At 71.5% G+C, this 23880-nt stretch carries 13 protein-coding genes and 4 pseudogenes; 8 read left to right on the forward strand and 9 right to left on the reverse strand.

Annotation, left to right across the window (positions count from 1 at the left end):
- Together AB0I76_RS00935 and AB0I76_RS00940 are read left to right on the forward strand one after the other, a co-directional pair.
- On the forward strand, positions 1-3599 hold a 3599-nt coding region (locus tag AB0I76_RS00935; RefSeq protein WP_357027936.1), incomplete at its 5' end, for a S8 family serine peptidase.
- 170 nt (positions 3600-3769) lie between these two features.
- A complete protein-coding gene (locus AB0I76_RS00940; protein WP_357027939.1) occupies positions 3770-5122 on the forward strand; it encodes a protein kinase in 1353 nt (450 codons plus the stop codon).
- Positions 5123-5214: 92 nt separating this feature from the next.
- Here AB0I76_RS00940 and AB0I76_RS00945 read toward each other — a convergent pair.
- Positions 5215-6079 (reverse strand): annotated as a pseudogene (locus AB0I76_RS00945) (IS5 family transposase).
- 53 nt (positions 6080-6132) lie between these two features.
- Here AB0I76_RS00945 and AB0I76_RS00950 point away from each other — a divergent pair.
- Positions 6133-6345: pseudogene (locus AB0I76_RS00950) on the forward strand (hypothetical protein); the annotation flags it as partial.
- A gap of 367 nt (positions 6346-6712) precedes the next feature.
- Here AB0I76_RS00950 and AB0I76_RS00955 read toward each other — a convergent pair.
- The 7 genes and pseudogenes from AB0I76_RS00955 to AB0I76_RS00985 form a co-directional block, all read right to left on the reverse strand.
- Positions 6713-7042: pseudogene (locus tag AB0I76_RS00955) on the reverse strand (metalloregulator ArsR/SmtB family transcription factor); the annotation flags it as partial.
- A complete protein-coding gene (locus tag AB0I76_RS00960) occupies positions 6979-7107 on the reverse strand; it encodes a hypothetical protein (protein WP_357027942.1) in 129 nt (42 codons plus the stop codon). The gene AB0I76_RS00960 and the pseudogene AB0I76_RS00955, both read right to left, overlap by 64 nt.
- 29 nt (positions 7108-7136) lie before the next feature.
- On the reverse strand, positions 7137-7313 hold the full coding sequence (locus AB0I76_RS00965) for a hypothetical protein (protein WP_357027945.1): 177 nt from the start codon (positions 7311-7313) through the stop codon (positions 7137-7139).
- A gap of 264 nt (positions 7314-7577) precedes the next feature.
- Entirely contained in the window at positions 7578-9203 is a 1626-nt protein-coding gene (locus tag AB0I76_RS00970) for a glycoside hydrolase domain-containing protein (RefSeq protein ID WP_357027948.1), read from the reverse strand.
- Between the two features lie 426 nt (positions 9204-9629).
- On the reverse strand, positions 9630-9776 hold the full coding sequence (locus tag AB0I76_RS00975) for a hypothetical protein (RefSeq protein WP_357027951.1): 147 nt from the start codon (positions 9774-9776) through the stop codon (positions 9630-9632).
- Between the two features lie 114 nt (positions 9777-9890).
- Positions 9891-10223, reverse strand: coding sequence for a hypothetical protein (locus AB0I76_RS00980; protein ID WP_357027954.1), 333 nt, complete (start codon positions 10221-10223; stop codon positions 9891-9893).
- A gap of 149 nt (positions 10224-10372) precedes the next feature.
- Positions 10373-10559 (reverse strand): annotated as a pseudogene (locus AB0I76_RS00985) (transposase); the annotation flags it as partial.
- Between the two features lie 229 nt (positions 10560-10788).
- On the opposite strand from AB0I76_RS00985, the gene AB0I76_RS00990 reads away from it, so the two are divergent.
- From AB0I76_RS00990 to AB0I76_RS01010, 5 genes are all read left to right on the forward strand, one after another.
- Complete coding sequence (locus AB0I76_RS00990) at positions 10789-10992, forward strand: universal stress protein (RefSeq protein WP_357027957.1); 204 nt, start codon at positions 10789-10791, stop codon at positions 10990-10992.
- 153 nt (positions 10993-11145) lie between these two features.
- Positions 11146-11658 (forward strand): DUF2267 domain-containing protein, encoded by a 513-nt coding sequence (locus AB0I76_RS00995; protein WP_357028078.1) that lies wholly within the window; start codon positions 11146-11148, stop codon positions 11656-11658.
- Between the two features lie 394 nt (positions 11659-12052).
- Positions 12053-18052 (forward strand): DUF4011 domain-containing protein, encoded by a 6000-nt coding sequence (locus tag AB0I76_RS01000; RefSeq protein ID WP_357027960.1) that lies wholly within the window; start codon positions 12053-12055, stop codon positions 18050-18052.
- A gap of 127 nt (positions 18053-18179) precedes the next feature.
- Positions 18180-20579: a hypothetical protein gene (locus tag AB0I76_RS01005; RefSeq protein WP_357027963.1), complete on the forward strand. Its 2400-nt coding sequence runs from the start codon at positions 18180-18182 to the stop codon at positions 20577-20579.
- A gap of 147 nt (positions 20580-20726) precedes the next feature.
- Complete coding sequence (locus tag AB0I76_RS01010; RefSeq protein WP_357027966.1) at positions 20727-21032, forward strand: DUF1330 domain-containing protein; 306 nt, start codon at positions 20727-20729, stop codon at positions 21030-21032.
- Positions 21033-21131: 99 nt separating this feature from the next.
- Here AB0I76_RS01010 and AB0I76_RS01015 read toward each other — a convergent pair whose 3' ends face one another.
- Positions 21132-23873 (reverse strand): M36 family metallopeptidase, encoded by a 2742-nt coding sequence (locus AB0I76_RS01015; protein WP_357028081.1) that lies wholly within the window; start codon positions 23871-23873, stop codon positions 21132-21134.
- Positions 23874-23880 lie beyond the last annotated feature (7 nt).

Raw genomic sequence — 23880 nt, forward strand, 5'->3', positions numbered from 1 at the left:
GGCCGGTGCCGCCCGCCGGCGCCGCCGTCCCGCCGCCGTCCCAGGGCGGCACGCGCAGCGTCACCCTGATCACGGGGGACAGGGTGACGGTCGCGGACGGGAGCGCCGTCCACTCCGTCACCAGCCCGAACGGATCCAGCGCCGCCTTCCACCGCGTGGTCGTCGACGGCTCGACCTACGTCTACCCCGAGGCCGCGCTGTCGTACGTCGACGCCGGCATCCTGGACCGGCGCCTGTTCAACGTGACCCGGCTCCTCGCCGACGGCTACGACGACTCGCGCAGCGAGCGCCTGCCGCTGATCGTCCAGTACACCGACGCCGCCGCCCGCTCCCGCCGCACTGCGACGGTGGCCGGCTCGACGGTCGTACGCCCGCTGGAGAGCGTGCGGGGTGCGGCCGTGACCCGGGATCGTGAGCAGGCCCCGGCCTTCTGGTCGGCGCTGACCGCGACGACGGCGGCCCGGCGCTCCGGCACCCCGGCCTTCGCTGGCGGGATCGCGAAGACTTGGCTCGACGGTCGGGTGACCGCCAGCCTGGCGGATTCGACGGCGCAGATCGGCGCGCCGGAGGTCTGGGCGCAGGGGAACACCGCCACCGGGGTGAAGGTCGCGGTGCTGGACAGCGGCGTGGACCCCGGACACCCGGACCTCGCCGGGCAGATCGACGCCACCGCCAGCTTCGTGCCGTGGGAGGAGTACGTCGACGACTACAACGGCCACGGTACGCACGTCGCCTCGACGATCGCCGGCACCGGCGCCGCGTCCGACGGCAGGGAGCGGGGCGTGGCCCCCGGTGCCCGGCTGCACATCGCCAAGGTGCTCGACTCGGAGGGCCGGGGACAGGAGTCCTTCATCCTCGCCGGCATGGAGTGGGCCGCCCGCCAGGAGAAGGCCACGATCATCAACATGAGCCTGGGTGGTGGCGGCACGGACGGCACCGACCCGATGAGCGTGGCGGTCAACACGCTCAGCGCCGAGACCGGCGCGTTGTTCGTCGTCGCCGCCGGCAACGGCGGCCCGCGTTCCGTCGGTACGCCCGGTACGGCGGACGCCGCCCTGACCGTCGGCGCGGTCGACGGCACCGACACGCTCGCCGAGTTCTCCAGCCAGGGCCCGCGCACCGACGGCGGACTGAAGCCGGAGATCAGCGCGCCCGGTGTCGACATCCTCGCCGCCCGCTCGCAGCTCGTCCGGGGCGGCTCGGGGCCGTACCGGTTGATGAGCGGCACCTCGATGGCGACCCCGCACGTGGCGGGCGCCGCCGCACTGCTCGCCGCCGCGCACCCGGACTGGACCGGCCCGCGGCTCAAGGAAGCCCTGGTGAGCAGCGCCAAGGCCACTCCGGCCTATTCCCCCTATCAGGCGGGCGGGGGACGGCTCGACGCCGCCGCGGCGGTGCGCGCGACGGTCTTCGCGACCGTCAGCGCGTACTCCGGCTTCCAGTTCTGGCCGCACACGTCGGGCACCGTCGACACCAAGAAGGTGACGTACACCAACGTGGGGGACGCCCCGGTGGACCTGGCGCTGGCGGTCGACGTGGCCGGTGCTCCGGCCGGGCTCTTCAGCCTCTCCGCCGACCGGGTGACCGTACCCGCGAACGGCACCGCCACCGTGGTGCTCACCGCCGAGATGGACCGGCTCGCGGCCGAGCAGGAAGTCAGCGGCATGATCATCGCTACCGACGGCGCGGGCGCGGTCCGGGCCCGGACCCTGATCGGCGCCGGCAAGGAGGGCCAGCGGCAGAACCTGACGGTCGTCGCCAAGGACCGCTCCGGGAAACCCGCCTCCGGCAAGGTGATCGTCACCGCGCGGAAGCTCTTCACCGCGATCGACCTCGACGAGGCCGGCACCGCCACCCTCCGGCTGCCCGCCGGCAGCTACAGCGGTTGGCTCACCACCGACGTGCAGGGCGCCAACGGTCCACGCTCACTCGGCATGGCGCTGCTCAGCTTCAACGACGTCAACCTGGACCGGGACCGGACCGTCACCCTGGACGGCCGGCAGGCCCGGCAGATCAAGGCGTACGTGCCGCAGCCGGGCAACCCCTTCGGGATGCGCCTGGACGTCCACCGGTCCTTCGGCGACAGCCTGGTGGAGAGCTCGACGCTCCCGAACGCGTCGTACGACAGCGTGTGGGCGCTGCCGACCGGCACCACGGTGACCGACGGCGATTTCGAGTTCGGCGCCCGCTTCCGGCTGGAACAGCCGGCGCTGACCGTACGCACGGAGTCGCAGGCGTTCGACGATCTGCTGGTCAAGCGCGGGGCCACGCCGCTGCCCAAGGGCACCCGGAAGCTCACGGCGGTCTTCGCCGGCAACGGCTCGGCCGAGGCGTTGGCCGACCTCGACGTACGCGGCAAGGCGGTGGTCGTCCGCCGCACCGACGAGGTCGACATCCGTCAGCAGGCCGAGGCCGCCGCGGCGGCCGGCGCGCTGCTGCTCCTGGTGGCGGGCGACGGGATCGGTCGGCCGCAGCCGTGGGACGAGGCACCGTGGAGCCCGGAGAGCCCGGCCCCGCTGACGGTGGCGACCCTCAACGCCGACCAGGGCGCGACGCTGATCGAGGCACTCGACCGGGGTCGGGTCGACCTCACGGTCGACTCCAATCCCACCACCGAGTACCTCTACGACGTGGTGCGGCACTGGGGCGGCGCGGTCCCCACCGACCCGACCTGGCGCCTGGAGCAGCGCGACCTGGCCCGGGTGGACGTCTCGTTCCGCAACCACCGGCCCGGCAAGGCACGGGAGTTCCGCGCCGACGTCTGGCAGGGCTGGATCGTCGGCAACGAACTCACCGCTCCCGCACAGGGTGAGCGGACCGACTGGGTCACCCCGGGCGTCGACTGGTACGAGAGCGCCGGCATCACCGGCGAGACGGGGCAGGCCTCGATCACCGTTCTCCGCTACCCGGCGAAGAAGACCAGCCGGGTGAGCTGGTTCGGCCCGATCCACCGGCCCCGGATGGGACCCCTCGCCGGCCTGCCGGTGCGGTACCTCGACGGGGTCTACATCCCCGTGCCCGGCTGGGGCGACTCCGGCTCCGGCCACGTCGGCGACGCCTACGGCAACTGGGACGTCCAGAACCGGGCGACGCTCTACCAGGGCGAGCGTGAGCTGCGGTGGGGCAACGCCGAGTTCCTGCCGGTCACCGGGCTCGCCCCCGAGCGGCTGCCGTACCGGCTCGTCGTCGACAACGACCGGGCCGACTGGGCGAACCCGTACTCGAGGCGGACGGTGACCGAGTGGACCTTCACGTCGGCGGCCACCGGCGTCGAGTCCGCCGAGACCCTGCCGCTGATCCAGCTCGACTACGGGGTGGAGACCGACACGGCGGGCCGGGCGGCCCGTAACGGCAGGCTGACGGTCACCGCCTCGCACCTGCCCGGTGTGCCGGCCGAGATCCGCGGGGTCACCGTCGAGGTGTCGTACGACGACGGGGCGACCTGGCGGCGCACGGAGCTGACGCGGGACGGCGACGGGTGGCGGACGAGCCTGAAGGCGCCGAATGGCGCCGCCTTCGTCACGCTGCGCACCACCGCGCGGGACAGCGCCGACAACGCCGTCTCGCAGACGATCACGCGGGCCTTCGGCCTGCGCTGAACCGGACGGGACACGACCGGGGCGGGGCCGCGTCCAGCGGCCCCGCCTCCGGCGCATCCGCCGACCGCACCGGGAACGGCCAGGTGACGCAACTCCGGACAGCACGGCCGGAACCGGCAGCCGGGAGCGGCCGGGGCGTAGGAGACAGGCGCCCGGGGTACGGGAATCGGATGCCAGACGTAGGGGACCTGATCGGAGAGCGCTACCGCCTGGCCGATCGGATCGCGGCCGGCGGCATGGGCGAGGTGTGGCGAGCCGTCGACGAGACGTTGAACCGGACCGTGGCCGTCAAGACGCTGCGCACGCGGTTCATCGAGGAGGCCAGCGCCGGTGAGCGTTTCCGGCGCGAGGCGCGGGCCATGGCCGCGTTGCGGCATCCGGGTGTCGCGGAGGTGTACGACTACGGCGAAGCGCCCCTGCCCGGGGCGTCCGGGCTCGCCTACATCGTGATGGCGTACGTGCAGGGCCAGCCGCTGTCGGAGCGCATCGCCGAGCGGGGTCGGCTGGGTACCGCCGAGACGCTGTCGATCGTGGTGCAGACCGCCCACGCCCTGCAGGCCGCGCACGACGTCGGCGTGGTCCACCGTGACGTGAAGCCGGGCAACCTGATCATCGAGCCGGATGGACACGTCGTTCTCGTCGACTTCGGTATCGCGCTCTCCCCGGAGGCGACGAGCTTGACCGCGGCGAACCAGGTCGTGGGCACCGTCCTGTACATGGCGCCGGAGCAACTGTCCGAGAAGGCGACTCCGGCCGCCGACATCTATGCCCTGGGGGCGGTGGCCTATCACTGCCTCGCCGGTCATCCGCCGTTTCCTGGCGAGAACCCGGTCGCCGTGGCCCTGCGCCGCCTCGACGAGGAGCCGCCCCCGCTGCCCGACGATGTCCCGACGGCCGTACGCGACCTGGTCGCCACCGCGATGGCCAAGGACCCCGATCGTCGGTACCCGACCGCCGCAGCCATGGCCGCCACCGCCGAGGCGGTCGCCGGCCCGCCCGCATCGCCGACGGCCCCGACGCTCGTGGCGGTGGCTCCGGCGGCGCCCGCCCGCGCCGAGGTCCGGTCACCGGAGTCGGCTCGCCGGCCCAGCCGCAGGATGGGCGCGTGGCGTGGAATCACCGGCGTCGTGCTCGCCCTTCTGGCCACCGCGGCGGCTGCCGTGGTGTTCGCCGATCGAACCGGGTGGTCGCCTGGTCCATCCGATGGGCCGTCGTCCTCCGCTGTCCCTTCCCCGCAGGACCCGGGCCGGGGCGACCCGGCGAACGCTCCCAGCGGCGCGCGGAGCGCGCGACCTGATCCGAACGTCACCTCCCCCGCCGCCCGCTCCTCCGAACCTGCCTCGGGAACGACGAGCGCCGGATCCGGTGCGACGCCGTCCGCCACGGTCCGCCCCTCTGCGGAACCGACCGCACCGACGACCGCACCGACGACAGAACCCACGGCAGAACCGACGCCGGAGCCGACCGGTGACGCGGACAGCCGATCACCGTCGTCGCCACCGACGGCAGCGGCCACTCCCTGACCCGGGCTGCGCAACTGTCGATTCTCAGGACTTGCGTGACAGATCAGTCTCGGGACGTCGGTGACACGTCCGGCTAGGGCCTGTCCTGTCGATCATGGAAGCCAGATGATGGCGGCGATCAGGACGAGGCTGGCCCAGTAGAGGGATGCCCGTTTGGCGTAGCGGGTGGCCAGGTCACGCCACTGTTTGAGCCGGTTGAAGCAGCGTTCGACGACGTTACGCTTGCGGTAGACCTGCCTATCGAAGGCCGCTGGTCGCCCGCCGGCGCTGCCCTTGGCGGTCCGGCGGGCGACCTGGTCCGAGCGTTCCGGGATGACGTGCCGGATTCCCCGTTGGCGCAGGGCTCGGCGGGTGGAGTCGTGGGCGTAGCCCTTGTCGGCGATCAGCACGTCGGGGCGTTTGCGGGGCCGTCCGGGTCCGGGTTCGTTGACCCGGATCGCGTCCAGCAGCGCCAGTAGTTGGGGTTGTCGCCGGCCTGGCCCGGGGTGAGCAGGATCGACAGCGGTCGGCCGCGTCCGTCGACGGCGAGGTGGACCTTCGTGGTCAGCCCGCCTCGGGATCGGCCGATGGCCTCGCCATCTTGCGTACCAGGCGTCGCCGCACTTGCCGGGGAGCCCCTTTTTTGCGGGCGCCAGCGGCATGCTGGTGCGCCCGCACGATCGACGAGTCGATGCTGATCGTCCACTGCACCGGTGTGCCGTCGTCATGCACCTGCGCCGCCGCGAGGATCCGATCCCACGTGCCGTCCGCGGTCCAGCGGCGCAGGCGTTCGTGGCAGGTCTTCCACGGCCCGAAACGTTCCGGCAGGTCACGCCACGGCGCACCCGTACGCAGCTTCCACAAGATCCCGTTGATGACCTGCCGGTGATCCCGCCACCGCCCCCGCGCACCACCCGGCTCAGGTAGCAGCGGCACGATCACCGCCCACGCCTCATCAGTCAGCTCACCACGACGCACCACCGACAATCGTCAACGATCAACCACTACAAGATCGGCAGGACACGCCCTAGCTGCTGGCCGAGCGGGGCGTGGAGGTCGATCACGTCACGGTCTACCGGTGGGTGCAGCGGTTCACGGTGGCGGTGATACCGAGCGAGGTCGTCACTAACGCCGCGCCGGTCTACCCCGGAGTGCTCGACGAGCTGATTCCGCAGGCCTGGCATCACGTCGAGCGGCACGCGAACGATCCGATCGAGGCTGAACACGGTCGGCTGAAGCACCGAGCGGGGTGGCGTGACCTCCCAGAGAAGACCGGCCGGCGACGTCAACGGCAGTTGTCTGCCGTCTAGCCCCGGCCAGGGTCGGGTCGGGGCGGGCTCCTAGCCTCGCTGATCAACACCGGCCGGTCGGCGGCGTCGAGCGCGCCGGCCCGCTGCCGGCACGACATCGTGCGGCGCCAGTCCGGATCGCTCACCGCGCTGAGGCACGCCGGCGCGGGTCATCAGCATCGGGGGAGCCACGCTGGGCGGGCCGCCGCTACCGCGGGATTCTTGATCACCACGCCCCAAGCGGGCTGGATAGGTGCGTCCTGCGTCTGCCGACCCACTGGTGGGGACCCGGCACCGGCGCCGGCCTCGACAGTGCCGCTCGACGGGCCTTCTTCGTCGCCCGCTTGCGGGGCGGCGTCAACAGGTCGGCGATCGCCGCGATCGCGGACGGCACCAGGCGGTTGTACGCCCAGACGCCGCGCTTCTCGCGCTCGAGCAGGCCGGCCTCGGTGAGGATCCGAAGGTGATGACTCACGGTCGGCTGGGAGAGACCAAGCAGCGCGGTGAGGTCACTCACGGACGCCTCGCCCTCCGGAACGGACTGGATGAAACTGAGCAGTCGCAGCCGGGCTGGATCGGCGAATGCCTTCAGCACTCCCGCGAGCCGACCTCCTCGACCCCGGTCCGCGGTTCGGCGGGAGTGGCCAGCCAGTCGGCGAACCGGCGGCCGGCCGGCGAGACCAGGCGCGCGGCGGCCGCCCGGACGGCGGGGTCCACCTCACGAGGCAGACGCAGGATGGCCTGCGTCAGGTCGGCTTCGCCAGGTTGCCAGCCATCCTGTTCCGCCTCCAGCAGGAGGCCGAGAACCCGGGCCGGTCGCCGTGTCCGGCGACCGTGGCCGGCGTGGCCAGCAGCGCCACCGGCGGGGCAGTGACCAGCCGCGCGGTGAGTTCGGCGACACGGCGTTCCACGAAGAGCGTCATCGGATCCCGTTCCGTGTGGTACCGCGGGTGGTACCCGGGGTGGGGTGGCGCGTCGCGTCCGATGGCGGCGGCGACCAGCGCAGGTACCACGGGACCGCGACGACGATCACCTCGGACGGGAAACGGAACCCGGTGAACGCCGACCTCGGCGGCGACCAAGGGCGACGACCGCTCGATAGCTTCACCCGCCAAGCCTGCCTCGGCCCCTGGCCACCGGCAAAGCAACAGCGCCTCTCGACGCCTCCGCTCACGTACGCCGTACACCTACAGCAGGGGCTGCATACCGCCCCAGCTCGTACCGATCCGGATTCCGGCGGCGAAGCTCGTGCCCCGACCGCGGTAGAAGTACAGGTAGCTCGTGGACTTCTCAACCGAGAGCAGGTCCGGGTAGCCGTCGCGGTTGAAGTCGCCGATGCCGACCAGGTCACGCATGCTGTTCCATCCGGTGCCGACCTGTAGCTTGGCACCGAACCCGCCGGCCCGTCCTGGATAGAGGAAGAGGTAGCCGGTGGTCTTCTGCCGCGCGATGAGGTCTTGATAGCCGTCGCGGTTGAAGTCGCCGATTCCCGTGAGTTCGTCCATGCTGTTCCAGCCGGTTCCGACAAGCACCCGTGGGCCGAACGACGTGCCGCGGCCCGGGTACAGGTACAGGTATCCGGTGGAGGTCTGCACGGCGAGCAGGTCGCGGTAGCCGTCTCGGTTGAAGTCGTTGGCGGGGGTGATCTCGCGCATGGAGTTCCAGCTTGTACCGATGAGGATCCGGCTGCCCCATCCCGTCGGGGTGTGCGGATACAGCCAGAGGTAGCCGGTCGACTTGGCGCGGGCGATGACGTCTTCGTGACCGTCCCGGGTGAAGTCCGTCCGGATGATGACATCCATGCCGTTCCATCCCACGCCGATGGTCGTGCGGTTACTGAGGGACGTCCCGTTGCCCGGGTAGAGATACAGGTTGCCGGTGGAAGGCTGGCGGCTGAGCAGGTCGGACCAGCCGTTGCCGGTGAAGTCTCCGAAGGGGGTTGCCGGAATGGGGGCGACCTCCAGATAGTCGTTGTCGATGTTGATCGTCACCCCGCCCCACGTCTCGTCGTGGCCGCCCAGGTACTGCTTCATCCGCCGCTGCGGAGACCAGTACGAGCTGGGGACAGCCGGGTCGGACACCGCGGCGATCCCGTCCCAGCGGGCGAAGTCCACGTAGTCGGGGCGGACGTAGCCGGGCGTGTTGTATGCGGCGACCTGGTCGGCTACGCCTGAGCCCATGCTGCTGTAGAAGCCGGAGAGGTAGCCGAGGTCGTGGAGCCGCGCCGTCCACGCGCTCAGGAAAGCGAGAACCCCGGAGCGGCAGGCGGCATCGTCGGTCCGGTACGCCTCCATGTCGAAGATGAGTACGCTTTCCGGTGCCAGGCCGACTGCCTTTGCCTGGGCGACCGCGTCTTCGGCTTGTGCGCGTCCCTGCGCCACCGCGTTCGCCGGGTCGATGAGATAGCGCTTGGTGGACGTCGTGCACGGTGCCTGCAGCCCGAGGTAGATCGGCATGAGATGCCAGCCCGCGGCCTGCTGGGCTGTGACCCACGAGGCGCTCAGGTTGGGCTGGGTACACGCGCGGTTGATACCGCCGAAGTAGATACCGATCGCTCTGTAGGGCGAGGCAGTCAGCCACACCTGCATCGTTTCGGCTGACGGGGCGGTGCAGGCGTCGAAGCCTAGTCCGGTGAATGTGCCGGGCGAAGGGCCCGTCACCGCGACTGCGGTCTTGTGGGCGGCGGTGACCGGGGTGGTGGTGGCGTGGTCGGAGGTCGGCGTCGCTGCGGGGAGCGCCAGCAGTGTGACGACGCCGACCGAGAGGACGCGGAGAATGCGGCGCCTTGTTCGAGGGAAATACATGCTGTCCATGCCGGTCTCGATTCCGGTCGAGAGCCACCAACCCAGTGGCCCTATCCCTCAGCGGAGCAGGTCAGACGTCGTTCTCACCAGGGTCGAAGGGACTGTTTCGGCCTGTGAGGTCCATTCGGTGGTGGTGGGCGAGTAGCTACCTGCTCAGCGCCGGTGAGAGTGTGGAACTCCGTCCAGGTGTGATGGCCGCGGCGGCCCCGGAGATCGAGGCCGCCACGGCATCCGCCCACAGCCGAGGTGTCCCGGTGTTTTCCCTGTCCACTGGAGTGGGCGGCGGGCGCGACGCCTTCTTCGACGCCGTCCGGGCGACGGACAAGCGTTCATGCAGAACCTGCGCCGCGGATACTACGAACTCACCGTCGACGCCCCGCCCATTGCCGGGTCGCCGCTGGCCGAACTCTGGCTATCGGACGGGCTCGCCGAGAGTCATCCGCGTCGACGGAGTCGCTGCGCGAGCTGCTGCAGCCGCCGCTGGTTGTCGGGCTTGTTGAGCTGGTCACGTGCTTGGCGGGTGATCCGTTGTCCTTGGGGGTTGTGCAGGAGTGTGCGGATGCGGTCGACGATGGTTGCCATGCTGGTTTCCTTCCTATCGTGGATCTTCATGCGGGCGGCGGGGCGCTCGCCGGAATCGGGCGAGGGCAGGGATGGGGCAGGCGGCGAAGGCAAGGCAAAACCGGACGGCGCGGCTCAGTGGCGTTGACGGGACAGGCGGCGCAGTTGGGTGATGCGGGCGGCACCTAGCACCACGGCCAGGCTGGCCACGCCGACGCCGGCGATCAGCAGTGCCAGGGCCGGCGGCAGGGTGCCCTGCATCCAAAGGAAAGTGACCTCGGCGCTGCGGGTGTTCTGCAGCATGAAGACGATCAGCACCACGAGGGTGAGCGCCGTGGCGCAGATACCGATCCAGGCCGTCCGGGTACGGGGCACTCGGCTCGTCGGCGAGGTTGTGGGCGGGCCGGCTGCGGCCTGCGGCGGCGTTGTAGTGGCCGGGTCTGCCGGTGTGCCGTGCAGGATGGACATGACATCCCCTTGGGGGGCCGGTGTGGCTGGCACCTCAGGTGTGGGATGTCGTCGGTTCCCGGATAACTTCATCGTACGCTTGTTCGGCCCGGCGCGCTCGGCGGTCTTGCCGGGTCCGTCGCGTTGACTGATCGGCGGCGCGCGGTGCGCGTTCGGCGCGGCCCATACAGCGCCGGCACGTCCCGCCACGGCGAACCCACCCGAACCCGCCACCGGATCCCGTCGATCAACTGCCGTCTGCTCCACTTCGGCGAACGTCCTGACCGACGCGCCGCAGGCGGCAACTGCTCCAGCGCTGCCCAGGTCGTGTCGCCTCGTCACCGCTAAGGTGGCCACGAGGTCTCCGGGGACGGGTTCTTCTTGGTCGGTGAACCATTTACCGGAGACCTCGCTGTCTATCCCCGCCGCCGCCCCACCATCCGACTCGCCCCCGGGTGAGGATCCACAACGCCCACGTGCCTCTTCGGTCATCCGACGGCCGAACGGCCCGCCCGGGCGGGCGTTCCGGCACTGTGCCGCCGGCTGGTGAGGGAAGAACCTGAGGGAGAGAAAGAGGTGGTGCGAGGTGCTTGGTCAGGTAGCGCTACCGGTGTTGGTGGGTGTGGACGGCTCCCCGGCAAATGCCGCGGCGGTGGATCTGGCTGCGAACGAAGCCGCGAATCGAGCCACCCCGTTGATCATCGTGCACGTCCACGCCGGGCCGCTGATCACGTCGTGCCCATGGCTGTTTGACCTGCGCATGATCGAAGCGACGCTGACGCCCGGATGATCGGCCGCTGGCTGCGTGCGCTGCCGGAAGACCGATCTGCGGGAGACGACCTCCTCGCCGAGGATGACCAGAATGTGCACGTTTGAGTCTCCTGCGATGGGGCTGATGCCCGGCGCGCTCGGCGTAGGGCGCCCTGGTGGTCGCCCGATCGGGATGAGGCAGGGTCACCCACCGCTGCGGGAGGATGTGGGCAAGGCGCACCGAAGCGGCTCGCAACTGGTGATTCGACGGCGATCCGACGGGGAGGAATCAGATGGAATACCAGGACTTCTCAATGCAGTGGCGACGCGGGCAAAGGTGTCCACCGATCAGGCGGTGACAGTCACCCGCGCGACGTTAACGGCATTGGCAGATCGGATCAGCGCCGGCCAGGCTGAGGACCTTGCATATCAACTTCCCGACGGGCTTGACGACTGCCTGCGCAAACCGCTTAGACAGGACCAGGTCAAGGCGTCGCTCGGGTTCGAAGATTTCGTGCAGCGGGTGGCCGATCGCCAGGACGTCGACCGTGCGCTCGCCGATGCCCGGATCGGCGCGGTGCTCACCACGCTCCGTGAGGCTGTCACCCGCGACGAGTTCGAGAACGCGCTGGCCCAGCTCCCGAGGGATTTCCGGCAGGCGATCGAACCGGTGGCTGCCGGTGGCGGGCGGCGCCCCGGCTCGTAGCACGCACAGCCGTGGTCGACAGGGATCTCGAGGTAGTCACCGTTGTGCGCGTCGTCCGGGTACCCGTCCTCCGGCTCGTAGCACTCCGGGCCGGCTGGGTTCCACAGGTGGGTCATCTGGACCTGGCGGGCTTCTCCCCAGGTACGGGCGGCGGCGAGAGCCTCGATCTCCTCGGCCTCCTCGGTGGCCGTGTTCGCATCGGCGAAGGCGAGGCAGTCGTGCAGCTGGGCGTGGCCGTAGACCAGGCGCTGGGTGCCCGGGTGGTGCGTCGTCATGGCCCACATCCTGCCCCAGGCGTACGACGTCCAAGATCGGCATACGGCCGGGGGACCGGTCCACCGGTCGGGTGACCGCTAGGCTGGCCCTTCCTGGCCGCGCCACCTGGAGAAACCCCATGTCCGACAGCGTCTTCGCGCAGTTCACCGCCGACGACGACCAGCTCGCCGTCGCGTTGCTCGTGCAGCCGGCGATCAACGCCGCCCTGGTGCACAACCGGGTGCCGCTGGTCCGCCACCTCACGCTGGTCAACCGGGGTACGGAACCGCTGGCGGGCGTGACGCTGACGCTCGAACTGCGAGGGCCGGACGGCGCGCTCGTCGCGCCGTGGACGCGTACGCTCACCGCGCCGCTGCGGCCCGGCACGAGCACCGGCTGGGACGACTTCCGGGACGTCACGCCCGACGGTGGGCTGCTGTACCGCACCGACGAGGCGTTCCCGGTCGACTACCACCTCACCGTGGAGGTGAACGACAAGGCATTACGGCTGGTCGCGCCGAGTGCGGTGCTCGCGCACAACGAGTGGTTCAACAGCCCGGCCCTGTACGACAGCCTGGCGGCGTTCGTGCAGCCGAACACCCGGGCGGTGGAGGCGGTGCTGCGGTCGGCGGCGCAGATCCTGCTCGCGCGAACCGGTTCCGGCTCGCTGCAGGGCTATCAGGAGGGCTCGGAGCGGGCGGCGGTGATCGCCGGCGCCGTGTACGAGGCGCTGCGCCAGCTCCAGATCACGTACCAGACCCTGCCGGCGTCGTTCGAGAACAGCGGCCAGAAGGTACGGACGACGGCCGCCGTGCTGGACGGGCGGCTCGGCAACTGCCTCGACCTGTCCGTCACGTACGCCGCGTGCCTGGAGGCGGCGGGGCTGCACCCGCTCGTGTTCCTCAGCGAGGGGCACGCCTTCGGCGGCTTCCTGCTCGAGGAGGAGCGGCTCGGCTCCGCCGCCGTCACCGAGACCAACCTGCTGATCTCGATGGTCGACTCGGGCCGGGCGGTGCCGGTCGAGCTGACCCGGATCGGGCCCGGGACGCAGACCGCGACCTTCACCGAGGCGGTACGGGTCGGTCTCGGCCACTTCCGCGGCGAGGGCCACCGCCTGCAGGGTGTCGTGGACGTCCACCTGGCCCACCGCTCCGGGATCCGGCCGCTGCCGTCGGCCGACGAGCTGGTCGCGCCCGTCGAGGCCCAGACGACCACGGACACCGACGCTGAGGCCGCGTCCCTCGACCTTCCGGCCGGTGTCGCCGCGGCCAGGGTGCGCCAGCTCGCCGACGAGGGCGACGAGGTGCCGCACCAGTCCGACGGTTCGCCGGCGCGGATCCAGCAGTGGCGGAAGTCCCTGCTCGACCTGAGTCTGCGCAACCCGCTGCTCAACCTGCCGAAGCGGGGTCGCGGCCTGGACCTGCACGTGCCGGCCGGTGCGCTGGCCCTGCTCGACGACCTCATCCACGACGGCCGTCAGGTGCAGGTCATTCCGCAGGACGACATCAGTCACGTCCACGAGTTGGCCGGTGCGCGCCGGGCGCAGGACCTCGACGCCGAGATCCTGACCCGGGAGCTGCGTACCGACCGCCGGGTCTACGGCGCCGTCACCGAGGCCCGCTACAAGACCGTCATGCGGGCGCTGCAGCGCGAGGCGCGCACGATGGAGCAGGAGACCGGCAGCAACTACCTCTACCTGACCATCGGCACGCTGGTGCACACCAGGACGACCGGGGGAGAGGCGTACGCGCCGCTGTTCCTGCTGCCGGTGCGGATCGAGGGTGGCACCGGCCGCCGCCCGTACGCGATGGTCATCGACGGCACCGAGGTCGCCAGCCCCAACCACTGCCTGGTCGAGTGGCTGCGGGTCAAGCACAGCGTCCGGATCCCGGAGCTGGAGCAACCGGTCCTTGACGAACACGGCATCGATGTCGCCAAGACCCTGGCCGCGATCAACGCCGGGCTGGTCGACAACCGCCTCAACTACCGCATCGACGAGACCGCCAGCCTGCGGCTGCTGCAGTTCTCCACCTTCCAGATGTGGCGGGACCTCGGCGAGCACTGGCCCCGCTTCCTGGAGAACCCCGTCGTCCGACACCTGGTCGAGTCCTCCGGCGCCACCTTCGACGACCCGGCCCGGCCCGAGCACCAGGCGGAGGTGACGGTCGACGAGGCGGAGCTGCACCTGCCGATCCCCGCCGACGGCTCCCAGATGCAGGCGATCGTGATGGCCGAGCGCGGCCAGTCCTTCGTCCTGGAGGGCCCGCCCGGCACCGGCAAGTCGCAGACCATCACCAACATGATCGCCCGGGCGGTCACCGCCGGCCGGTCGGTGCTGTTCGTCGCCGAGAAGCAGGCCGCGCTGGAGGTCGTGAAGCGGCGCCTCAAGCAGGTCGGCCTCGGACCGTTCGCCCTCGACCTGCACGGGCGCAAGCAGTCCCTCAACGCGATCCGCCAGCAGCTCCGCGACGCCCTCGACCAGTACGACCTGGGCGGCGACGGCGACTGGACGGCCGTCGAGACGGCCTACCGGACGCGGCTCGCGCCGCTGGTGGAGTACCCGGCGCAGGTCCACACCGCCAACGGAGTGGGCATGTCGCTCTGGTCGGCCTACGAGCAGGTCCTCGCGTACGCCGACGGCCCGGTCGCCCCGATCCCGGTGAGCTACCTGCACGCACCCGCCGAGGTGCGCACGCGGGTGGAGACGACGTTGCGGGAGTTCCCGGCCGCCGCACGCTCGGCGCGGATCCGGCCCGAGCACCCCTGGGCGCTCAGCGGATGCCGCACCCTCGACGGGCTGCACGCGGCGGCCGTCACCGAGATCGCCGCCGACCTCGAACACCTCCGCGCCGACCTCGCCCCCCACCCCCACCTGGTCGACCTGCTGCGCACGCTTCCCGCCCCGGAGACGGTCACCGAGCTGCAGGCCGGCGCCTGGCTCGCCGTACGCGGACTGCTCCCGGACCGGGAGACGACCCTGCGCGCCGGCGACCGGCGGTGGGACGAGGCGGTGGCCCGGCTCCAGGCCGACCTGGCCGCCTTCCACCAGGGGTTCGCCGGTGAACTCGCCACCTTCCGGGCGGACGTCTTCGCCCGCCCCGAGCTGGCCGCCTGGCACGCCGAGGCGCAGGAGGCGGCCAGGAAGCTGTTCGGCAAGCGCAAGCGCCGGCAGGCCGTCGTCGACAAACTGGCCGTGCACCTGATCACCGGCGCGCAGGTCGACGTCGAGCGGGTCGAGGTGACCACCGGACGCCTGGTCGCCGCCCAGGCGCAGGCCGCCACGCTCCACCAGCACGCGGTCACGGTGGGCGGGCTGCGGATGCCGGCGTGGCGGCCCACCGCCCCCGACGCCCGTGAGCGGTTGGCCGAGGCGGTCGAGGCGACCCGGACCGGCCGGACGCTGCTCGCCCGCCACCCCCAGGCCTGGGACCTGTTCCACGCTGGAGCCACCGAGGCTGACGCCGCCCTCCTGGACCGGGTCGCCTCCCGGTGGCGCGCCTGGCGCGGGGTGCTGCGCTCGGGTGCGCCCGAACTCGCCCTGTGGTCCGGTGGCACCGACTGGGTCCACGCCTGGCAGCGGGACGGCGCGACCTGGCTGCACGACCTCCGTACCGAGGAGCTGTTTGCGCTGCGGCGCTGGGCGACCGTCCTCACCCACGCCGACGTGCTCGCCTCCGCCGGTCTCGCCGACTACCGGGACCGGCTGCTCCGCGCCGAGGTCAACGCGCAGCTCGCCGAGGAGGTCTACCGCCGGGGAGTCGCCGCGGCGTCCCTCGCCGAGCGGGTCCGGGCCGGCGGCCTGCAGTACTTCGACCCGGAGCTGCACGACGACGAGATCGCCCAGTTCGAGACGGCCGCCGGTGAGCTGCGGACCGCCCTGCCCGAGCGCCTGCCCTCGGTGCTGGTCCGGCGCCGCCCGTTCAGCCCGACCGACCGGCGGGGCCGCTTCGCCGACTTCGCCGCGGAACTGCGCCGCAAGCGGGGCGGCCGGTCCTTCCGGGAGCTGTTCGAGCAGTACCCGGACGCGGTGCTGGCGTTGACGCCGTGCGTCCTGGTCAGTCCCGCCTCGGCGGCGAACTTCCTGGCTCCCGGAAGCCAACGGTTCGACCTGGTCATCTTCGACGAGGCGTCGCAGATCCGCGTCGCCGAGGCGATCGGCGCGATGGGCCGGGGTGGTGCCGTGGTGGTCGTCGGCGACTCCCGGCAGATGCCGCCGTCCACCTTCATGCAGGCCAGCCACACAGCGGACGACGTCGACGAGGTCGACGGCCCGGTGCTGGAGGACCTGGAGAGCATCCTGAGCGAATCCGTCGAGTCGGGGCTGCCGCAGCGATGGCTGTCGTGGCACTACCGCAGCCACGACGAGTCGCTCATCGCCTTCTCCAACCGCTACTACTACGACAACAAGCTCTCCAGCCTGCCGTCGCCCGGCGCCAGCAGCTCCGCCGGCATCACCTGGCGACGGGTCGACGGCCAGTACGACCGGGGTGGCTCGCGCACCAACGAGGTGGAGGCGCAGGCGATCCTCGCGGACATCACCCGGCGCCTGCACGACCCGGCCACCGCCGGCCAGTCCATCGGCGTGGTCACGTTCAACATCCAGCAGCGCGACCTCATCCTCAACCTGCTGGAGGACAGCGCCGATCCGATCATCCGGGAACACCTCTCTGCTGCCGTCGGGGAGCCGATCTTCGTCAAGAACCTGGAGAACGTGCAGGGCGACGAGCGGGACGTCGTCCTGTTCTCGCTGGCGTTCTCCACCAACCCGGAGACCGGCCAGCTCCCGCTGAACTTCGGCCCGCTCAGCCAGGCCGGTGGCGAGCGGCGGCTCAACGTGGCCATCACCCGGGCCCGCCGGCAGGTCGTGCTGTTCTCCTCCTTCGACCCGTCGGACATCGACCTGTCCCGTACCTCCGCCGTCGGCACCCAGCACCTGCGCGCGTACTGCGAGATGGCCGCCGCGGGCGCGGACCGCCTGGGCGACCTCGCCACCGACCGCACCGAACGACGCAGCCGCATCCGCGACGAGGTCGCCGCGGCGCTGCGCGACCGCGGCCACGAGGTCCGCACCTCGCACGGCCTGTCCGACTTCACCGTGGACATCGCGGTACGCCGACCCGGCTCGCCGCGGTGGCAGGTGGCCGTGATGCTGGACGGTCCGGAGTGGAGCGCCCGGCCCACGGTTGCCGACCGCGACTCGGCGCCCGCGCTGCTCCGCACGATCATGGGCTGGCCGGAGGTCGTGCGGTTCTGGCTTCCGGCGTGGATCCACGGCCGGTCGGCGCTGCTCGACCGGGTCGACGACGGGATCGCCCGGGCCGAGGCAACGGAGATCGCAACCCCCGAGCCGGCGGAGGCCGTCGCTCCCCCCGCCACCGTCGAGCTACCGTCCCCCCGCGTTGCGGAGGACGTCGAGCAGCCGCTCTTCGCGGAGGTCGCCGAGCTGTCGCCGCCGCGAGTCGCGGAGGACCGCGAACCCCCCGCCGACGCCCCGGCGGCACCCGTCACCGGCCTCGCCGTCCCGCCCGCGCCAGGTTCCGTCGCGATCGCGCCGTCGGCGGCTGCCGGCGGCATCATGGTCAGCCCGTTCGTCCCGTACGCCGCGACGCCGCTCGGCGACCAGAGTGACCTTGACCTGCTCGCCACCGATCAGCGGGTACGCGGCCTGGTCCGGGAGGCGCTGCGCGAGATCATCGCGGCGGAGGGGCCCATCGAGCAGCACCGACTCGCCCGCCTGGCCCTTGCCCGGTTCGGCTTCCTCCGGACCCGCGAGGACCGGCGCGCCGCCGTACTCGCGCTCGTCGACGCCCGCCGGCTCTACGACCACCCCACCGTGGGCCGGTACGCCTGGCCCGAGGGGACGGACCCGCAGACGTACCGCGCGTACCGGGTCACCCAGGCGAGCAACGACCGGGCGTTCGAGGAGGTGCCACCCGAGGAGGTGGCCAACGCGTTCGTGCACGTGCTGCAGGGCGTGCCGCGGATGGACGAGGAGCGCCTTCTGCGCGCCGGGCTGGAGCGCCTCGGCTACCGGCGGCGCACCGGCAAGATCGACAAAATGCTCCGGTACGGGCTGCACGTCGCCGTGACCAGCGGTCGTCTGCGGTACGACGAGCAGGGACGCATCACGCTCGGCTGACCGGGCTCAGGACTACCGCGGCCAGCGGCCCGCCCAACCTGCCCGGCGATGTGTCCGCTGGGTGACTGCGGACTACGCGCATCGTCCGGTAGAGAGGCATGAAGGCTGCGGTGGCCGGAGGTGAACCGTGGGCGGCTACGTGAACCGGGACGGCGGCGGCTGGACCGAACTGCGGGTCCATGGCGTGTCCGGAACGCCGCCGGAGCGCATGCTGGCACACCCGCACGTCGCGCGGGTGGCGGGAGATGCCGAGGCGGGCTTCCACCGCAGGCGGTGGGAGGCGCGGCAGACCTCCGCCGACACGGCGCAGGAGCGACTCGAGGCGTACTCGTGGGGTGCGTTGACCGCGGGCAGTGGGCAGCGGGCGCTGTGGCTGCTGCTCACGCCGTTCCTGCTGGTGAACGTGGCCTTCTTCGCCCTGCCGTCCGCCGGCAATCGAACCGGACGGCGGGGTCACCGGCGGACGGCGGAGGCGCTGCTGCGGCTGTTCGCGCTGTCGGTAACGCTTACCCTGGTCCTGGCCGTCGTCCTCGTGTCCATGGACTTCTTCGGGTGGCAGTGTGTGCGTTCGGCGCGCGACTGCACCGACCGCGTCTCGTGGCTGGGCTTCCTGTCCTGGCCGTGGCTCGACCTGCCCGGGCGGCGCATCGCCGTGACGGCCGCGCTCCCGCTGGCCGTGGTGGGTCTGCTCTGGTGGTTGGCGAACAAGACCTGGCGGGAACTGGAAGCGGCGACCGTACCGCCGGCCGCCGCCGAGGAGCAGGACCGCACGCCGCTGGAAGACCGTCGGATGTGGAACGGCGAGTCCCAGGTGCGGCGGCTGCGGGCGGCCCACGTCGCGGCCGGCTTCGCGCTGGTCGGCGTCCTCCTGCTCGCGCCCTTCGCCGATCGCGGCGCCACTCAGCCAGGGGCGGCCACTGCGGCCGTGGTTGTCCTGTTCGGGCTGGCGCTGGCCCTGCTCGGGCTGACCGTCGTGCTGGTCTGCCTGCCCAACGACCGCCCCCGGCCGGACCGAGGCGGTGCACCCGGTGGCCGGCGGGATCTCTACACGCTCCTGCCGTGGCTGGCCCTGGCCGTGACCGTTCTGGCCACGATGGTGGTCTGGCAGCGCGGCGTCAACGCACCGGTGTACGACCCGGACGCTCCGCGGTCGCAGCTACCGTGGCTCACCGGGGCGGTCCAGATGTTGGCGGCGGCACAGGTCGTCCTGCTGCTGGCCATGCTGGTCCTCCTGCTGGCCGGGCGTGCCCGGGCTCGGCGAGCCAACTCGGCGGCGGAACCGTCACCCGCGTGGTTCGGGCTCGCGACCCCCGCGCTGATGATGTTCGCGCTGGTCCTCGCCGGCGCCTTCGCCGCCGGCCTGGCCCTGGCGGTGGCCCATGTGCTCGGCAAGCCGGCGCCGACCGATCGCACCCCCGACACCATCGTCGTCCCGCTGGTCTACTTCTGGGGAGCGGCGATGGCGGTCCCGGTGGCGGCGACGGCGCTGCTGCTGGCGGGTGTCGCGCTGTGGTTCGTACGGCGCAGCACCGACCGAATTCTGCGTGACCACATCATCCCGGCCTACCCGACAGAGAAGATCGCGGAGGCGCTCCGGACGCCCCACGACCCGCACCACGCGGAGACCCTGCGACGCGCCCGTCGCATCGCCGCCGCCTGGTCCCGAGCGACCCTGAGCGACGTGGGCGGACGGGTCAGCGGCGTGTTCGTCGTCCTGCTCGCCGCCCTGACCGCAGGCGGCGTGATCGGCTACCTGGTCGACCGGAGCTGGGTCTACGTCCACGCGCGCTGGGCGGTCACCATCGGCGACCTGCTCGTCGGTGGATTCGCGGCCGGCCTCCTCTACGTGGGGCGCCAGGCGTACCGCAACCCGCGGTTCCGGCGGACCGTCGGCGTCCTGTGGGACATCGGCACGTTCTGGCCGCGCGCCACCCATCCGCTCGCGCCTCCCTGCTACGCCGAACGGGCGGTCCCGGACCTGATCCGGCGCATCGAGTACCTCGGCTGCACCTGCGGCGGTCGCGTCCTGCTGTCGTGTCACTCCCAGGGAACGGTCATCGGCGCGGCCGTGGTCATGCAACTCACGTACGCGGAGAGCGCACGGGTCGCCCTGCTCACCTACGGCAGCCCGCTGCGTCGGCTCTACGCACGCTTCTTCCCCGCGTACTTCGGACCGGCCGCGTTGCGCCGTACCGGCGCTCTCCTGGCGGGCCGGCCCCTGGACGTCACCGACCACGCTCGGGCCCGCTGGCCGTGGCGCAACCTCTACCGGCCCAGCGACCCGATCGGCGGATGGATCCTGAGTGAGGTCCGGTCGGTCGGGACAACCGGCGAGCAAGGGCCCACCGAGGGCGCAGAGCAGGACGTCGACCGACGGATCATCGACCCGGTGTTCGCTCGGACGGCAGGGGACAACTGCTACCCGGCCACGCTCGGGCACTCCGGCTACGCGGAGGACCAGGCATACGCGGCCTGCGTCGACAACCTCCGCGAGCTACGCGAAGAGGTGAGCGGCGAAGGAAGGTAGCTGGAGGCGACGGAGCCGAGCGCATCATCTCGGCGGTGCCCGACGCGTACGGTCGTGGCCGGGGTGTGCCGTCGGCCTCCGTCGTCACGTCCCAGCCACCGCCTCGCCCTGGCCTGATCACCGCCACACGAACGGGAGACACCGCCGATGCCGAAGGCCTACTGGATCAACACGTTCCGGTCCATCACCGACGAGGAGAAGCTGGCCGCCTACGTCGAGCTGGCGGGGCCGGCGATGCGTGCGGCGGGCGGCAGGTTCCTGGCACGAGGGCTACCGGCGCACGCGTTCGAGTCCGGCATCGTGGAACGCACGACGCTGATCGAGTTCGACAGCGTCGAGGCGGCTGTGGCCGCCTACCGCAGCCCCGCCTACCAGGAGGCGCTGCGGGCACTCGACGACGGAGCCGAGCGCGACCTGCGCATCATCGAGGCGGTGTCCGAGACTCCGGCGTAGACGACGCCCGGTCATTCATCGCGCGGGGGCACCGACGACCGGAGGGAGCACCCCTGGCTGGGATGCTCCCTCCGGTTCCGACTGCTCGCCTACGTCCGGTCAACCGGTGAAGCGGAAGTAGGCGCGGTACTGGTGCCCGTCGTCGAGGGACAGCACGAACTCGCGGCAGGTGCCGGCCCAGGCGGGGTCGGTCTTCCACGGGTAGAGGTACTGGCCGCTGGCGGTGACGGACAGCTGCGCGTCACCGGCGGTCTGGGCGGCGACCGGGGTGGGTCGGGGGGTGACGCCGCCGTCGGGGTTGACGGTCCGGAGCGTGTCGCAGTCGACCAGGCGGGAGTAGGGAGAGTTGCTGGCGAGGATGTCCAGGCCCCGGTTGGTGCCGAGGTTGAACCTCATCGGGACCGCGTCACCGGCGTCGACGGTGTTCAGGGCGGGTTGGGCGGCCCGACCGGTGAAGTCGCCGCGGCAGGTGGGGTGGGTGTCGAAGGCTTCGGTGTTGTCGTCGCGGTTGGTGGTGCCCTGCACCGCGCTGTAGCCGAGACCCCGGCGGGCGAAGGAGGCCCACAGCGTGCAGGCGTTGTCGCCGCCGGTCAGCGCCGCGTCGGCGGCGATGATGGCGTTGCGGCCGGTGACGAAGCCGGGCCCGCAGCCCTGGAACTTGAGTCCGTCCATGACGAGCTGCATGGCGAGGTTGTTGCCGCCGGCGTTCCAGGAGTCGTAGATGTTGGGGTTGTACCCGTGCCGGTCGATGAGGTCCCACGTCATGTCCCAGAGCACGGACGCCCAGCCGTGGCCGACGCCGTGCGGCATCGCCAGCGACGTGCCGTTCAGCCAGCCACCGGTCTTGATGCTGTCGTAGGTGAACGGCTGGATCTCCATGTTGCGGGAGTACGGCCGCGGCCGGATGCCGTTGCCGCTCCGGTCGTCCTGGAACAGGACGTAGGGGCCCATGCCGCGCCGGCCCTCCGCGGTGTCGAACCTCGGGTCCATCAGCATGGTGATGGCGAAGTAGTCGCTCCAGCCCTCGCCCATCCGCTCGTCCCCGGTCAGGCAGTTGATCGTCGGTCCGCCGGTGAGCCGGTTGGAGATGCCGTGCGCGTACTCATGGACGACGACCCCGGCGTCGAGGTCGCCGTCCCGGATGCCGGGGTGGTTCGGGTGCTTCCGGATGGTTCCCGTCGCAGCTCCGTCGGCGACGGCGGCCTTGATGGTGGCTCCGTCGGCCTGGGTCACGGCGACCGCCGGGATGGTGACCGGTGCGCCGGCCATCGACCCGGTCAGGACTGGCGCGTTGCCGGCCGCGTTGTGCGCGATCACCACGGCGACGGCCCCGAGGGATTCGGCGACCTGGGCGCGAACCAGGTAGCTGCAGGCGGCGGTGCCGCCGTCGAGCACCGCGACCCAGTCGGTGGCGGGCCGGCTCTCGGGGTACGTCTCGGTGGCGCAGCCGGTGCCGCCGTACACGAACCGGCCGGACCGCCCGGCGACCGTGGGCGCCGGGGTGAACCGCGACCACGACGCGTCGAACGAGCCCGCGCCGTCCACGACGACCTGGTTCTGGCTGCCGAACTGGTTGCCGGGCCACAGGTACATCTGCATCCGGGGAGTGCCCACGCCGTCGACCGCCGGGGTGGAGAAGTTCGCGTTGTTGGTGCCGCCGCCGTCCGCCGCCTCCGCGCGCACGTAGTCCCCGCTCGCGCCACCGCGACTGTAGTTGTTCGCCTGGAAGTTGCCCGACGCCTCGTCGAAGCCGTACCGGTGGGTGATGTCGTGGACGATGTTGTTCCAGTAGAAGAGGTTCGCGGTTGCGGCGTCCCGGTAGTTCTGCGCGTGCTCCCCGAGGTCGAGCGGGAAGTCGAAGCTCAGACCCGTTCCGCCGTCCGGGCTGCTGCCCAGGTCCGCCGTGTTGTTGTTGTCCTGGTCCTGGTAGGCGTGCACGTTGACGCCCTGCGTCGTGGTGAACTCCGCGCCGGGCGCCCCGTCCGTGTCGTGCCAGCCGTGCGGCGACGCCGTCCCGTCGGCCGGGTTCGTCACCAGCGTGCGCGGCCCGTCGTTCGGGCTCTCGGTCGGCAGGCCGAACACCTGGTAGCTCGACCCGTCCTGCACGGGGTTGGGGGAGCCCGCCCCGGCCGAGACCTGCGAGCGACCCGCCACGTGGTGGCCCAACGTGCTCGACAGGTCGGACACCTCGTCGTGTGTCGTCCAGTCCTCGACGGCGAGCAGCGCACCGCTCTGCGCGTCGATCGTCGCGTTCCACAGGTGGGAGGCCGTGGAATCGTCGATCACCAACTGCCACGCCAGGCGCAACCCGGCCTCGCTGGGCTGCCAACCCAGCTTCGCCGGAATAGGCTGGTCGGAGATACCGCTATCGGACACGACCGTCCGCTTCGCCGGGCCGGCGGCACGGCTGAGCACCCGGGGGTTACGCGGAGTCGGCAGTTTCAACGCCTTCGCCGCCGACCGCACCGCCTTGACGGCATCCACCGACTCGTGGGCCGACGCGCCGCCGGACAGCCCGGACACCAACGTGTCGCCCACGAAGATGACACTGCCGTCCCGGGCGACGTTGACCGTGGCGGTGGCGCCGAAAACCTCCAGTTGCTTGTACCGCTGCGACAGGTTGACATGCGTCACACCGTTGTGTGCGCTGGTGTAGCTGGAGGCGACCCCGAGATCGCTCAGGTCGGAGGCGTGGACGCCGTGCTGACCCGCGTTCGACCGCAGGTATGTCATGGCGATGGTGTCCGGCCGGCCCTCGTTCGGGCCGGTCAGGAAGATGGGGTTCGGCTTCGCGGCCGGACCCGCATTCGGAGCCGCCCAACCCGGCGTGGCCGCCAGCATCAGCGAC

It is taken from the genome of Micromonospora sp. NPDC049799, assembly GCF_040656655.1.
Taxonomy (GTDB): Bacteria; Actinomycetota; Actinomycetes; order Mycobacteriales; family Micromonosporaceae; genus Micromonospora.